Below are 14,192 nucleotides of genomic sequence, written 5' to 3'. Positions count from 1 at the left end.
GCTGAATGCGCGCCATGACCTCTGGTTGATAAGGGCGCCGCAGGAGCGAATTCGCCCCTGCGTGAAGTACGTGGACGAGATCAGAGAGGGCGCACCGCCGTTTCGCAAAGCCGGGCGAGCGCAGAAACCCATTGCGGATGGCTGTTCATACACGGCACCAGCACCAACTCCTGGCCTCCGGCTTCCTGGAACTGCTCGCTGCCGCGCTGGCCGATTTCTTCCAGCGTCTCGATGCAGTCGGCCACGAAAGCCGGGCACATCACCAGCAGCTTCTTCACCCCCTGCTTGGCCAGCTCATCAAGCCGCGCCTCGGTGTAAGGCTCGATCCATTTGTCCTTGCCCAAGCGCGACTGGAAGGACACCGACCATTTTCCGGGCGCAAGCCCCGCACGTTCAGCGAAGGCTTCGGCAGTGCGTTGGCACTGACTGCGGTAGCAGACCGCCAGGACCTCGTCGCTGACGTCACGGCTATCGGGGGCAGTCAGGTCATGCTGTGGATCGATGCTCTTGACCAGTTTGCGGATATGCCGCTCGGGTAAACCGTGGAAGCTCAGCAGCAGGTGGTCGAAGTCCTGCTCAAGGTAGGGCCTGGCGCTGGCCACCAGGGCGTCCAGGTAGTCCGGCTCGGCAAAGAAGGGTGGCAGCACCGAAACATTCAGCGTCAGGCCTCGCTCGCGGATTACACGGCGAGCCTCCTCGATGGCGGTTGTAGTGGTGCTGTCGGCGAACTGCGGATAGAGCGGCGCCAGGGTCACGCGCTTGACACCCTGCTCAGCCAACTTGCGCAGCGCATTTTCGATGGAAGGTTCTCCATAGCGCATCGCCAGTTCCACCGGGCCATGCCGCCAGAGGGGAACGATGGCGTCCTGCAATTCACGACTGAGGACGATCAGCGGCGAACCGTTCGGCCACCAGATCGACGAGTAAGCATGGGCCGACTGTGCCGGACGCTTGATCAGGATCAGCGAAACCAGCAGGCGCCGCAGCGGCCACGGCAGGTCGACGACGTAGGGGTCCATCAGGAACTGATCAAGGTAACTCCGCACGTCCTCCACCTTGGTGGAAGCCGGCGATCCCAGGTTGACCAGCAGCAGCGCGTGATCAGTCATCAAACATCCTTAGGCTTCAGCAGATCGCCGAGTGCCATGTCCAGATCGGTGAATGCAAAGGTAAAACCCGCTGCCCGCAATCGGGCCGGTACCGCACGCTGGCCACCGAGCAACAGCCCGGCCAGCTCACCCAGCAGCAGACGCAGGACGAAGGCCGGTGCCGGCATGAAGGCCGGCCGGCCCAGTGCGCGACCCAGGCTGCGGGCGAAATCGCGGTTGCGCACGGGCTGCGGCGAGCACGCATTATAAGGACCGCGCGCATCGATCTGCTTCAAGAGAAAATCCATCAGTGCAATTTGATCGTCCAGGTGCACCCAGGGCATCCATTGCCGACCATTGCCCAGGGGACCGCCCAATCCCAGGCGAAAGGGTGGCACGAGGCGCTTGAGAAACCCTCCGTCGCGCGCCAGCACCAAACCGGTGCGCACCAGCACCACGCGGATGCCGAATGCCTCGGCGCGTTGCGCCGTCTCCTCCCAGGCCACACAAAGCTGGCTGGCGAAATCATCGGTCACCGGTGGCGATTCCTCGGTCAGCTCCCGTTCGCCGCCATCACCGTACCAGCCTACCGCCGAGCCATTGAGCAGCACCTGCGGCATCTGGCCGCGCTTCTCCAGCCACTCCAGCATCTGCTCGGTGAGCGTGATGCGACTGCCCCAAAGCTGTGCCTTGCGCTTATTGCTCCAGGGCCGATCTGCAATGGGTTCTCCCGCCAGGTTGACGATGGCGTCCAGCGGCTCGTCGCCATAATCGGGAAACTGGCTGATACCACGCACCGTGCGGCCGCAAAGGCTTGCAACGCTCTGCGGCCGCCGACTCAGCACAGTGAGCTGATGCCCCTCCGCCAGCCAACGCTGGCAGAGCGCCCGGCCGATCAGACCAGTACCGCCGGTCAGCAATATGTGCATGGCATCCTCCTCGCATGGCGCTAAGTGCGGATATCGCCCTAGTCTGGTCTATGACGCCTCAACGTGCCCCGGATTGGGCCACGTATCGTCAGAAATGCAGTAGTCCGCGATTGGAAACGATCAACCTGTACAAAGCTTGAATTTTGTACAGGTGTTGTCTAAAGCGTAGCCTGTAGCCATAGGTAACGAGGTAGACCATGAGTGCACCTATCGCCATCATCGGCACCGGTATATCCGGCCTCTCCGCCGCCCAGGCGCTGCATGCAGCCGGGCAGGCCGTGGAGCTCTTCGACAAGAGCCGCGGCAGCGGTGGACGCATGGCCAGCAAGCGAAGCGACGCCGGCTCCGTGGACCTTGGCGCTCAATATTTCACCGCCCGCGACCGTCGCTTCGCCGAAGTGGTGCAGCAATGGCGCGATCGTGGCTGGGTCGCCGAATGGTCACCCAGTCTCTATCACTTCAGCGAAGGCCAGCTGCTGCCCTCCCCCGACGAGCAGATCCGCTGGGTCGGCACGCCACGCATGAGCGCCATCACCCGCGCCCTGCTCGGTGCCCTGCCCGTGAATTTCGCCTGCCGCATCACCGAGGTCTTCCGTGGCGAACGCCACTGGGGCCTTCAAGATGCCGAAGGCCTCAGTCACGGCCCGTTCAGCCACGTGATAGTCGCCACACCGGCGCCCCACGCTGCGGCCCTGCTGGCCGCTGCACCGAAACTCGCCGGTGCCGCCGCAAGCGTCGCCATGGAGCCGACCTGGGCCGTGGCACTGGGCTTCAGCGAACCGCTGGATACCCGTGTTGAAGGTTGCTTCCTGCAAGACAGCCCGCTGGACTGGCTTGCCCGCAATCGCTCCAAGCCAGGTCGCGAAGCCAGCCTGGACACCTGGGTGCTGCACGCCACCAGCAGTTGGAGCAAGCAACACCTGGACATGCCCAAGGATGCGGTTATCGAACACTTGCATGGTGCCTTCGCCGAAATGATCGGCTGTGCCGTTCCGGCTCCGAGCTTCAGCCTGGCCCACCGTTGGCTCTACGCAAGGCCGAGCCAGGCGCACCAGTGGGGCGCCCTCGCCGATGCCGACTTGGGCCTTTACGCCTGCGGCGACTGGTGCTTGTCAGGCCGTGTGGAAGGTGCCTGGCTAAGCGGCCAGGAAGCCGCTCGCCGCCTGCTTGAGCACTTGTGACCGCTCCGCGGCTCAATCCGCGCAAATTACTGCTCTCGAAGTGGACGGCCGTACGGCCGTCCAGACGCGAACGACACTTCCTCGTCAGCCGCTTGATCTTCGATGAAGGCGGCGTCCTGCAAACCGTGGAACTCGAAGCTGTGCACAGCCACCGCTGCCGGCAGTTGCCCTGGCGCGACCTGACCGATACCCGCTGCTGGCAGATCGGCTGGCGCTGATCCCACCCGTCAAGAACTTGTACAAGTCATTTGACTTGTACAAGACCATCTCTATGATTTCCATAAACCTATACAAGCAATCTACTTTGTATAACACGCGTCCAGGTAATAGCCCATGGTCATGCCCTTCGATCTGTCGCAGCGCCCCAAACTGGGCATCAGCGCCTGCCTCCTCGGCGACCCCGTGCGCTTCAATGGTGGGCACAAGGAGTCACGGTTGTGCAGCCGCAGCCTGGCAGCGCATTTCGACTTCGTGCCGCTGTGCCCGGAAGTGGCCATCGGCCTTGGCATTCCCCGCGCGCCCATCCGACTGGTTGGCGACCTCGCTGCACCGCGTGCGGTCGGCACGCGACAGCCGCAACTCGATCACACCGAGGCCCTGACCGAGTTCGGCGAGCTAATGGCGGAGCAACTCGACGACATCAGTGGCTACATCTTCATGCAGAAGTCGCCCTCTTGCGGGCTCGCACGGGTGAAGGTGTATCGGGCCAACGGCCAAGCAGCCGCAGGAGATGGCCGGGGAATCTTCGCCAGAGCCTTCTGCGCCCTGCGCCCGGACCTACCGGTAGAAGAAGAAGGTCGCCTCAACGATCCGGTGCTGCGGGAAAACTTCTTCACCCGCGTTTACGCCTACGCGCAGTGGCAGGCGCTGTGCCGCGAAGGGCTGACGCACAAGGCAATCATCGCGTTCCACTCCCGCTACAAGTACCAACTGATGGCCCACGACCCGGTGCAGTACAAGGTCCTTGGCCGACTGCTCGGCGACATCGGTGAGCACCCGGCAGCCGAGATCGGCCCGCGCTATTTTTCGGCACTCATGACAGCCCTCGGCAAATGCGCCACTCGCGGCACTCACAGCAATGTGCTGCAGCACCTCAGCGGTTATCTCAAGACGCACCTCAGCCGCCCGGAAAAGGCGGAGCTCCAGCGCCTGATCGAGCAATACCGAGGTGGCATCATCCCACTGGTCGTGCCCATCACCCTGCTCAAGCATCACTTCAACAGTCACCCGGATCGCTACATCACCCAGCAGGCCTACCTGCAGCCGCATCCGGAAGAACTCAGCCTGCGCAACGCCCTCTAGCCATGGACGCGCCCGGCGAAACCTCGATGGACATCGACTACCAGACCGCACTGTCGCGGGGGCTGCTGCCCATTCGCGAAGTGGCACGCCAGACCGGTGTCATACCGGTGACCCTGCGAGCCTGGGAACGCCGCTACGGGCTCGTCGCACCGCTGCGCACCAGCAAGGGCCACCGCCTCTACACCGAGGACGATGTGGTGCGCATACGCCTGATCCTCACCTGGCTGGACCGGGGCGTCGCCGTTGGCCAGGTCAAGGGGCTGCTCAAGGAGCAACAGCCGCCGGCAGCCCCTGAACCTACGTCGGCCTCCCCCTGGGAAGAACAGCGCCAGCATCTGCTGGAAGCCATTGGCAGCCTCAATGAGCGCCAACTGGACGAGCGCTTCAATGCCTCAATGGCGCTCTACCCTCCTCAGACTCTCTATCGCCAGTTGTTGCAGCCCGTGCTGGAAGAGCTGGAACAACGTTGGCGCGGCCAGTTCGGCCGCCAGGCGGAGCGCGTGTTCCTGCACTCCTGGCTGCGCACCAAGCTAGGCGCGCGGCTCTACCACAACAACCGCCAGTTCAGCGGGGCGCCGATCCTGATGATGAATGTTTCGGACCTGCCAATGGAGCCCGGCCTCTGGCTCGCGGCCTGGCTCACCAGCAGCGCCGATTGCGCAGTAGAAGTCTTCGACTGGCCGGTACCTGCTACCGAACTACCCCTGGTCGTGGCGCGCATCCAGCCTCGTGCCCTAATGCTCTACTCAAGCCAGCCGATCAGTCCCGGGCAACTGCCAAGGCTGCTCAACGGCCATCGATGCCCGTGTCTGCTGGGGGGACCCGCAGCGGCCATCCACCGGGCCGATTCCGTCCCCGGCGTCATCCTGGCCGAAAGCCCGCTCGACGCCTTTCAGGCCCTGTCAGACCTCGGCCTGCTGCACAACCGATAAAGGAATGCTCCATGCGCCAGCTCATCTGGTTCCGCACCGACCTGCGCGTGCAGGACAACACGGCCCTGCAGTCTGCACTCACCGCCGGCCCGACTCTGGCCCTGTACCTCATCACCCCGGGCCAATGGCAAACCCACGACGACGCGCCTGCCAAAGTGGATTTCTGGATGCGCAACCTGTCCGAGCTGGCCTGGGCGCTGGACCGGCTGAACGTGCCTCTACTGATTCGCCACGCCGACACCTGGGCCGAGGCGCCACAGGTGGTACGCCAGCTTTGCCACGATTTCGACATCGGTTCGGTTCAGGTCAATGAGGAATACGGCATCAATGAGGCCCGGCGCGACCACCAGGTGGCCGAGCTGCTTGCGGCAGACAGTATCGTCTTGCAGAGCCATCTCGATCAGTTGCTGTTCCGTCCCGGTAGCGTTCTGACCCAGTCCGGCACCTGCTTCCAGGTCTTCAGTCAGTTCCGCAAAGTCTGCTACCAGCGCCTGCACACAGCCCTGCCGAGTTGCCTGCCACCACCGCGACCGCAGGAAGAACTGGATATCCCCAGCGACACGCCCCCCATGTCGGTAGAAGGCTTCCCGATACCTCCGGAAAGCCTGCGCCAACTCTGGCCCGCCGGGGAAGAAGCCGCCCGCGAGCGGCTGGACACCTTCGCCCTGGAAGAGCTCTGGTGCTACGAGGAACGCCGCGACTTCCCCGCCGTCCCCGGCACCAGCCAGATCTCGCCGTACCTCGCTGCTGGCGTGCTCTCGCCCCGCCAATGCCTGCACGCGGCGCTACGCAACAACCTCGGGGAGTTCGACAGTGGCAATCCCGGCACCGTCTGCTGGATCAACGAGCTGCTCTGGCGCGAGTTCTACAAGCACATCCTGGTGGCCTTCCCGCGCGTTTCCCGCCACCGCCCCTTCCGTCGCGAAACCGAAGCGCTGGCCTGGCGCCGTGCGCCAGAGGATCTGGAGGCCTGGCAGCAAGGGCGAACCGGCATCCCCATCGTCGACGCGGCGATGCGCCAATTGCTCGCCACGGGCTGGATGCACAACCGCCTTCGCATGATAGTGGCGATGTTCCTAACCAAGAACCTGCTGATCGACTGGCGCGAAGGCGAGCGCTGGTTCATGCGCAACCTGATCGACGGCGACCTCGCGGCGAACAATGGCGGCTGGCAGTGGAGCGCCTCCACCGGCACCGATGCGGCCCCGTACTTCCGCATCTTCAACCCCATAAACCAGTCGCAGAAGTTCGACCCGGACGGACGCTTCCTGCGCCACTGGCTACCGGAACTCGCTCATCTGGACAAACGCGATATCCACAACCCGGCCGGACTGGGTGGCCTGTTCGGCGTCACCGGGTATCCGCCGCCGCTGGTAGACCTGTCTGCCAGCCGCGATCGGGCACTGGCGGCCTTCAGGAATCTTTCGGAACGTACCGTTTGAAGATGCAGGCGCAATAAAAAACCGGGCGCTTGGCCCGGTTTCCGGTGTTGCAGGTTCGCCTCAGAAGGACAGGCGATAGTGCAAGGTGTAAGCCTCCACGCCATCGTTCGGCTGCTTGATGCCGGCGTTAGAGTAGTGCATGGCGCGCACGCCGACTTCCTGATTGGCGAAACGCAGGCCCAGGCCGATGCGATCCTCGAACTGGAAGGAGGAACCCAGATCGTTGTCTTCCAGGTCGGTGTCCGAGAACACGGCGACGCCGATACCTGCTTCGACGTAGGGCTTCACGGATTCACCTGCGAACTCGTAGACGAATACCGGAGTGAAAGACAGGCTGTGGTTGCTGGCGGTCTCATCGCCTTCCCAATAGGTGTAGGCGGCATCCCAGTAGCCGGTCAGGCGCCCTACATCGGTCTGGAACCAACTGCTGGAGAAGTCGAACTGAGTTCCCAGACGATAAACCATGGTGGAATCGCCAGTCTGGCCAATGTCCAGAGAAACGTCCGCAGCCTGGGCGGAAACAACATGGCCGACGGTGATCGCTGCAGCTGCGGCCCAGCAGAAAAGCTTCTTCATGAAACCAATCCTTTTTCTGAAGTGCAGACAAAAAAGTCTTAATACCTGGCAGCGATTATAGATAGCTTTTTAATCGGGGAAAGAACTCTGGCGGACTTTTGTATCAATCCGGAAACCTGTCCACACAGGCGGATTCGCCCCAGAGAATCGGCAGGATTTCCTGCATCGCCAGCGGATCGCCGCTCGACCAGAAGCGGCAGTTTTCGGCCGACCCTTCCGCCAATAGACCGCGCGCATCCAGTAGCCGCTGCAACTGACGGGCAACCGCCGCACCGGTATCGATCAGGCTGACCGAGTCCGGCACCAGCTGACGCAGCAAAGGACGCAAGAACGGATAGTGGGTGCAGCCGAGGATCAAGGTATCGCAGCCCTCGGCCAGTAGCGGCTCGACATAGGCCGTCAGCAGGGTGCGCGTTTCCGGCCCCAGCAGGTCCCCTGCCTCGATGCGCTCCACCAGTCCGGGACAGGGCTGGGTGATGACCCGTACATCTCCGGCAAAGCGATCCAGCAGTGCCGCGAACTTCGCACTCTTCAGCGTGCCAGTAGTCGCCAGCACCCCGACCACGCCACTGCGCGTTGCGGCTGCAGCCGGCTTCACCGCCGGCTCCATGCCAACGATAGGCAGCTGTGGATAACGCTCACGCAGGTCGGCTACGGCGGCCACAGTGGCCGTGTTGCAGGCCAGCACCAACGCCTTGGCGCCCTGGTCGAGCAGGAACTCGGCGATTTGGTGACTGCGCTCGCGAATGAAGTCGGCGCTCTTCTCGCCGTAGGGCACGTGGCCGCTATCCGCCACATAGAGCAGCGATTCGCGAGGCAGCAACGTGCGAATTTCCCGCAGGACGGAAAGGCCGCCGACGCCTGAGTCGAAGACTCCGACCGCAGCTTCAGGCACGCCGTGCTCCGCAGACTTCGCAGGCCGGGTCGCGCTTTACCCGCAGTTCGCGGAAGCGACTTCCCAAGGCGTCCACCAACAAGAGGCGGCCGACCATGGGCTCGCCGAAACCGGCGATCAACTTGAGCGCTTCGAGTGCCTGCAAGCTGCCCACCAGTCCAACCAGCGGGCCAACCACGCCGGCCTCGCTGCAGGTCAGTTCGGCTTCGCTGCCATGGCCGTAGAGACAGTGGTAGCAAGGGCTGTCGTCACGGCGCGGGTCGAAGACCGAAAGCTGGCCTTCAAGACGAATGGCGGCGCCGGACACCAATGGTTTGCCGGCGGCGACGCATGCCGCGTTGACCGCTTCGCGGGTACCGAAGTTGTCGGTGCAGTCCAGGACCAGGTCGACCGCTGCAACGGCGGCGGCCAGGGAATCCTCGTCCAGCGCGCGGTCGTGCGGCACCAGACGTACCTCAGGGTTCAGCGCGGCAAGGCGGGTCATGGCCGAATCGACCTTGCTCTGCCCGACGCTGTTGCTGTCGTGGACGATCTGTCGTTGCAGGTTGGTGAGGTCGACACTGTCGAAGTCCGCCAGATGCAACTCGCCCACACCGGCGGCAGCCAGATAGAGAGAAACCGGCGAGCCCAAGCCGCCGAGGCCGATGATCAGGACGCGTCCCTGCTTCAGGCGCAGCTGACCGTCGATGTCGATCTGCGGCAGGAGAATCTGCCGACTGTAACGAAGGAGTTCCTGATCATTCAGCATGGCCATTGCCCCAGAGAGATGCGCTCATGGCCGCCCAGGTCGCGACGGCTTTCCACTTGCTGGAAGCCTTGCTGATCGAGCAGATCGCGCACGGCCGGCGCCTGGTCAAAACCATGCTCCAGCAATAGCCAGCCGCCCGGCAGCAGGTGATCGGGCGCGTCCTGGATGATCTTGCGGATGTCGTCGAGGCCATCGGCGCCGGCCACCAGGGCGCTGGAAGGCTCGAAGCGTACGTCGCCCTGGGCGAGGTGCGGATCCTGGGCCGGTATGTAGGGCGGATTGCTGACGATCAGTGCGAATCGTTGCTTCCCCAGGGCAGAGAACCAGTGGCTCTCGACGAACCGGGCATTGGTCAGGCGCAGCCGCGCGCGGTTGCGCTCGGCCAACTCCACGGCAGTGGAAATCCGATCGACGCCGGTGACCTTCCAGGCCAGACGCTCGCATGCCAACGCCAAGGCGATGGCGCCGGTGCCGGTGCCCAGGTCGAGTACCTCGGCCGGGCTCGCCGGCAGCAGTGCCAGGGCGGTTTCCACCAGCAATTCGGTGTCCGGGCGCGGAATCAGGGTATCCGGCGCCACTTCCAGGTCCAGGCTCCAGAAACCCTGGTGGCCAAGGATGTAGGCCACCGGTTCGCCGGTGCGGCGGCGCTCCAGGAAGCTGGCATAACGCTCGGCCACTTCGCTGGAAACCACTCGCTCCGGCCAGGTGTGCAGGAAGCTGCGGGGCTTGCCGAGGGCGGCGGCCAGCAGCAGTTCGGCGTCCAGGCGCGGGGTGGGCGAGTCCGGTAGGCGGGCTTCGCCGAGGAGACTGGCGATGATGGTCACGTCAGTCCCCCAGGGCTGCCAACTGGTCGGCCTGGTATTCGGCGAGCAGCGGCTCGATCACGGCCTCGACGCTGCCGGCCATCACGTCGTCCAGCGCATAAAGGGTGAGGTTGATGCGGTGGTCAGTCACCCGGCCCTGCGGATAGTTGTAGGTGCGGATGCGCTCGGAGCGGTCACCGGAACCCACCAGCAGGCGACGGGTATCGGACATTTCCTTGTGGGCGGCGGCTTCCTGCTGGTCGTTCAGCTTGGCCGCCAGCCACGCCATGGCCTTGGCGCGGTTCTTGTGCTGGGAACGTTCTTCCTGGCACTCGACGACGATGCCCGACGGGATGTGGGTGATACGCACCGCAGAATCGGTCTTGTTAACGTGCTGGCCACCTGCGCCGGAAGCGCGATAGGTATCGACACGCAAATCGGCGGCGTTGATTTCGATGGCGGCCTGCTCGTCAGGCTCAGGCAATACCGCCACGGTGCAGGCGGAGGTGTGGATACGGCCCTGGGACTCAGTCTCCGGCACCCGCTGTACACGGTGCGCGCCGGACTCGAACTTGAGCTTGGCGTAAACGTTGTCACCCTCGACGCGGGCAATCACTTCCTTGTATCCGCCGTGCTCCCCTTCGTTCTCGGAGAGGATCTCGACACGCCAACCCTGGCGCTCGGCATAACGGGAATACATGCGGAACAGGTCGCCGGAGAAGATCGCCGCCTCGTCGCCGCCCGTGCCAGCGCGGATTTCCAGGAAGACGTTGCGGCCGTCGTTGGGGTCCTTCGGCAGCAGCATGCGCTGCAGACGGTCCTCCAGCCCCACGAGCTGCTCACGGGCCTGGGCCACTTCTTCCTCGGCCATCTCCCGTAAGTCCGGGTCGCTGTCCTTGAGTAGCGCCTGAGCGCCCTCGAGGTCTCCCTGAACCTTACGGAATTCGCGGAAAGCGAGGATCACCGGCTCGACCTCGGCGAACTCCTTGGAGTAAGCGCGGAACTTGGCCTGGTCACTGATGACTTCGGCATCTCCGAGCAGGGCGGTAAGTTCCTCGTAGCGGTCCTGGAGGAGGTCAAGCTTGTTCAGCAGGGAAGCTTTCATTGCGAACGTTTATCCGGGCCCTCGTCGAGGGCGAAGAGTTCCTGGGCCACGACCAGCGCGTCGAAGCGGCCATCGGCGGAGAGTTTCTTCAGCTGCACGCTGGGTGCGTGCAGCAGCTTGTTGGTGAGGCCGCGGGCAAGTTGCGCCAGCACTTCCTCGGCCGATGTGCCGTTCTGCAGCATGCGCTGCGCCTTGGCCACTTCCTCATCCCGCAGACGCTCGGCCTGTTGGCGATAGGCACGCAGCACGTCGACCGCGGCCAGCTCGCGCAGGCGCTGCATGAACTCCTCGACGCCAGCGCCGACCAGCTCTTCGGCTGCCTGAGCCGCCCCCTGGCGACTCTTGAGGTTTTCCGCGACCACCTCGTGCAGGTCGTCCACGGTATAGAGGTAGACATCGTCCAGCTCGCCGACTTCGGGCTCGATGTCACGCGGGACGGCGATGTCCACCATGAAGATCGGCTTGTGCCGGCGCTGTTTCAGTGCGCGCTCCACCGCCCCCTTGCCGAGAATGGGCAACTGGCTGGCGGTCGAGCTGATGACGATGTCGCTGTTGACCAGCTCCTGGGGCATGTCGGCGAGCAACACCGCATGGGCACCGAACTCCTCGGCAAGGATGCTGGCGCGTTCCAGGGTCCGGTTGGCGACGACGATGCGCTTCACTCCCTGCTCGTGCAGATGGCGGGCTACCAGGGTGATGGTTTCGCCAGCACCGATCAGCAGCGCCTGGCTGCGGTGCAGGTCGGAGAAGATCTGCTTGGCCAGGCTGACGGCAGCGAAGGCCACGGAAACCGGGTTCTCGCCGATAGCGGTGTCGGTACGCACCGTCTTGGCGGTGCTGAAGGTCGCCTGGAAAAGACGACCGAGCAGCGGGCCGACGGTGCCTGCCTCACGCGCAACCGCGTAGGCAGACTTCATCTGGCCGAGGATCTGGGGTTCCCCGAGGACCATGGAGTCCAGCCCGGAGGCGACACGCATCATGTGGCGAACAGCGTCATCGTCCTGGTGCACATAGGCGCACGCGCGCAGCTCTTCAAGGCTGAGGTTGTGATAACCGGCCAGCCACGCGAGTACTTCATCGGTGCTCGGGTGATCCTGCTCCAGGTAGAGCTCGCTGCGGTTGCAGGTAGAGAGGATGGCCGCCTCACGGCTGGGCGTGATGCGACACAGCTGCTGCAGGGCCTCCACGAGCTGCTCGGGGGTGAAAGCCACGCGTTCGCGGACATCCACCGAGGCGGTCTTGTGGTTGATACCAAGAGCAATGAAGGCCATGCAGGGTCGCTAACTGAATCGGAAGGGCGCGCAATTGTCCTACTTCACCCGAACGACGACAACCACCGCCGATAATTGTCTGCCCGTACAGGTTTTGCTCGTCCGCGGGTTGGCCCCCGCCCCATGTGCTAGCCTGACGGCTTGTGTCATGATGGGCCACTCGCTGGTTAGCCCCTTCCTTCCTATATGAATAGATCCCTCGCGTTGCTGACCGCCCTGCTGTTTCTCGGCGGCTGTCAGAGCTTGACCCACAAGTCCCCGGACGGCACTCCACCGGTCGAGGAAGGCAACCAGGCCTCCACGCCCGCAAAGCCAGAGGTCTATGGCTCGTTCAACCGCGAAACCCTCTACGCCCTGCTCGCGGCCGAACTGGCCGGGCAACGCAATCGCTTCGACATCGCCCTCGGCAACTACGTGCAACAGGCCAACGCCACTCAGGATCCAGCTGTGGCCGAGCGCGCCTTCCGCATCGCCGAGTACCTGGGCGCCGACCAGGCAGCCCTGGACACTGCGCTGATCTGGGCCAAGAACGCTCCAGACAATCTCGACGCCCAGCGCGCCGCCGCCGTTCAGCTAGCCCGTGCCGGCCGCCACGACGAAGCCATGGCCTATATGGAGAAAGTGCTGCAGGGCCAGGGCGACACCCATTTCGACTTCCTCGCGCTCTCTGCCGCAGAAACTGACGCAGACACCCGCGCCGGCCTGCTGCAAAGCTTCGACCGCCTGCTGGCCAAGCACCCCGACAATAGCCAGCTGGTGTTCGGCAAGGCTGTGCTGCTGCAACAGGACGGCCGCACCGAAGAAGCGCTCACCCTGCTCGAAGGCGTGCCCGCCAACGACAAGGAAATCGCCCCGATCCTGCTCCGTGCTCGCCTGCTGCAGAGCCTCAAGCGTGGCGATGAAGCCCTGCCGCTTCTGCAGAAAGCCATCAAGCAGCACCCGGACGACAAGCGTCTGCGCCTGACCTACGCCCGCATGCTGGTGGAGCAGGACCGCCTGGACGAGGCGAAGTCCGAGTTTGCCGGCCTCGTCCAGCAATTCCCCGACGACGACGACCTCCGCTACTCCCTGGCGCTGGTCTGCCTGGAAGGCGAAGCCTGGGACGAAGCCCAGGTGTACCTGGAAGAACTGGTGGAACGCGGTAGCCATGTCGACTCTGCCCACTTCAACCTTGGCCAGGTCTACGAAAAGCGCGGCGACAAAGAGAGCGCGCTGATCGAGTACGCACTGGTTGGCCCGGGCAACGACTACCTGCCGGCGCAGATGCGCCAGGTGGAAATCCTCCTGGAAAGCGGTCGCGCCGACGAAGCCGAAGCCCGTCTGGCCAAGGCCCGCGATGCCCAACCGGATTACGCCATCCAGCTCTACCTGATCGAAACCGAGAGCCTGGCGGAGCGCCAGCAGCCGGAACGTGCCTGGAAGGTCATCCATCAGGGCTTGCAGCAGTTCCCGGACGACCTCAACCTGCTCTACACACGCGCCATGCTGGCGGAGAAGCGCAACGACCTCGCCCAACTGGAAAAGGACCTGCGCTTCATCATCGAACGCGAGCCGGAAAACGCCATGGCCCTGAACGCCCTAGGCTATACGCTCGCCGACCGTACCACGCGCTACGACGAAGCCAGGAAACTGGTGGAACAGGCGCACAAGCTCAACCCGGACGACCCGGCAATCCTCGACAGCCTCGGGTGGGTGAATTACCGCATGGGCAATCTGTCGGAGGCCGAACGCCTTCTGCGCCTGGCACTGCAAGAGTTCCCCGACCACGAAGTAGCCGCTCACCTGGGCGAAGTCCTCTGGGCCCAGGGCAAGCAGGTCGAAGCCCGCAAGGTCTGGGCGGACGCCCTGCAGAAGCAGCCCGACAGCGCCATCCTCCGTGACACCCTGCAACGCCTGACTGGCTCCGGAAACCTCTGATCC

At 64.0% G+C, this 14,192-nt stretch carries 14 protein-coding genes; 6 read left to right on the top strand and 8 right to left on the bottom strand.

Annotated elements, in window-relative coordinates; translation table 11 throughout:
* Positions 1-80: 80 nt before the first annotated feature.
* A complete protein-coding gene (gene hemH / locus D6Z43_RS24680) occupies positions 81-1,109 on the bottom strand; it encodes a ferrochelatase (RefSeq protein ID WP_120654618.1) in 1,029 nt (342 codons plus the stop codon).
* Positions 1,109-2,017, bottom strand: coding sequence for a TIGR01777 family oxidoreductase (locus D6Z43_RS24675; protein WP_120654617.1), 909 nt, complete (start codon positions 2,015-2,017; stop codon positions 1,109-1,111). Before D6Z43_RS24675 ends, hemH begins: the two co-directional genes overlap by 1 nt.
* Positions 2,018-2,214: 197 nt before the next feature.
* Between D6Z43_RS24675 and D6Z43_RS24670 the strand changes: the two genes are divergently transcribed.
* The 5 genes from D6Z43_RS24670 to phrB all read left to right on the top strand — a co-directional run bounded on the left by D6Z43_RS24670 (position 2,215) and on the right by phrB (position 6,874).
* Positions 2,215-3,198 carry an NAD(P)/FAD-dependent oxidoreductase gene (locus tag D6Z43_RS24670; protein ID WP_120654616.1) on the top strand — a complete coding sequence of 328 codons (984 nt, stop codon included), beginning with the start codon at positions 2,215-2,217 and terminating at the stop codon, positions 3,196-3,198.
* Positions 3,195-3,416 carry a TIGR02450 family Trp-rich protein gene (locus D6Z43_RS24665; RefSeq protein WP_120654615.1) on the top strand — a complete coding sequence of 74 codons (222 nt, stop codon included), beginning with the start codon at positions 3,195-3,197 and terminating at the stop codon, positions 3,414-3,416. Before D6Z43_RS24670 ends, D6Z43_RS24665 begins: the two co-directional genes overlap by 4 nt.
* Positions 3,417-3,531: 115 nt before the next feature.
* Positions 3,532-4,500, top strand: coding sequence for a DUF523 and DUF1722 domain-containing protein (locus tag D6Z43_RS24660; protein WP_174235591.1), 969 nt, complete (start codon positions 3,532-3,534; stop codon positions 4,498-4,500).
* A 2-nt stretch (positions 4,501-4,502) separates the two neighbouring features.
* Positions 4,503-5,432, top strand: coding sequence for a MerR family transcriptional regulator (locus tag D6Z43_RS24655; RefSeq protein WP_120654614.1), 930 nt, complete (start codon positions 4,503-4,505; stop codon positions 5,430-5,432).
* A gap of 11 nt (positions 5,433-5,443) precedes the next feature.
* Positions 5,444-6,874 (top strand): deoxyribodipyrimidine photo-lyase, encoded by a 1,431-nt coding sequence (gene phrB / locus D6Z43_RS24650; RefSeq protein WP_120654613.1) that lies wholly within the window; start codon positions 5,444-5,446, stop codon positions 6,872-6,874.
* Between the two features lie 60 nt (positions 6,875-6,934).
* Here phrB and D6Z43_RS24645 read toward each other — a convergent pair whose 3' ends face one another.
* From D6Z43_RS24645 to hemA, 6 genes are all read right to left on the bottom strand, one after another.
* Complete coding sequence (locus tag D6Z43_RS24645) at positions 6,935-7,450, bottom strand: acyloxyacyl hydrolase (RefSeq protein ID WP_120654612.1); 516 nt, start codon at positions 7,448-7,450, stop codon at positions 6,935-6,937.
* Positions 7,451-7,553: 103 nt separating this feature from the next.
* Positions 7,554-8,345: a glutamate racemase gene (gene murI, locus D6Z43_RS24640; RefSeq protein WP_120654611.1), complete on the bottom strand. Its 792-nt coding sequence runs from the start codon at positions 8,343-8,345 to the stop codon at positions 7,554-7,556.
* The gene (locus D6Z43_RS24635) at positions 8,338-9,093 is read right to left on the bottom strand and encodes a molybdopterin-synthase adenylyltransferase MoeB (protein WP_120655353.1); all 756 of its coding nucleotides are present in this window, start codon (positions 9,091-9,093) and stop codon (positions 8,338-8,340) included. The genes murI and D6Z43_RS24635 overlap by 8 nt, the downstream gene beginning before the upstream one ends.
* Positions 9,087-9,917 carry a peptide chain release factor N(5)-glutamine methyltransferase gene (prmC, locus tag D6Z43_RS24630; RefSeq protein WP_120654610.1) on the bottom strand — a complete coding sequence of 277 codons (831 nt, stop codon included), beginning with the start codon at positions 9,915-9,917 and terminating at the stop codon, positions 9,087-9,089. Before prmC ends, D6Z43_RS24635 begins: the two co-directional genes overlap by 7 nt.
* Position 9,918: 1 nt before the next feature.
* The gene (prfA, locus tag D6Z43_RS24625; RefSeq protein WP_120654609.1) at positions 9,919-11,001 is read right to left on the bottom strand and encodes a peptide chain release factor 1; all 1,083 of its coding nucleotides are present in this window, start codon (positions 10,999-11,001) and stop codon (positions 9,919-9,921) included.
* Positions 10,998-12,272, bottom strand: a complete 1,275-nt coding sequence (gene hemA / locus D6Z43_RS24620; RefSeq protein ID WP_120654608.1) for a glutamyl-tRNA reductase — start codon at positions 12,270-12,272, stop codon at positions 10,998-11,000. The genes prfA and hemA overlap by 4 nt, the downstream gene beginning before the upstream one ends.
* 186 nt (positions 12,273-12,458) lie before the next feature.
* Here hemA and D6Z43_RS24615 point away from each other — a divergent pair, with 186 nt between their 5' ends.
* The gene (locus D6Z43_RS24615; RefSeq protein WP_120654607.1) at positions 12,459-14,189 is read left to right on the top strand and encodes a tetratricopeptide repeat protein; all 1,731 of its coding nucleotides are present in this window, start codon (positions 12,459-12,461) and stop codon (positions 14,187-14,189) included.
* The last annotated feature ends 3 nt before the right edge of the window (positions 14,190-14,192 follow it).

The organism is Pseudomonas sp. DY-1 (genome assembly GCF_003626975.1).
Lineage (GTDB): Bacteria > Pseudomonadota > Gammaproteobacteria > Pseudomonadales > Pseudomonadaceae > Metapseudomonas.
This window is presented reverse-complemented; position numbering and strand designations above follow the sequence as displayed.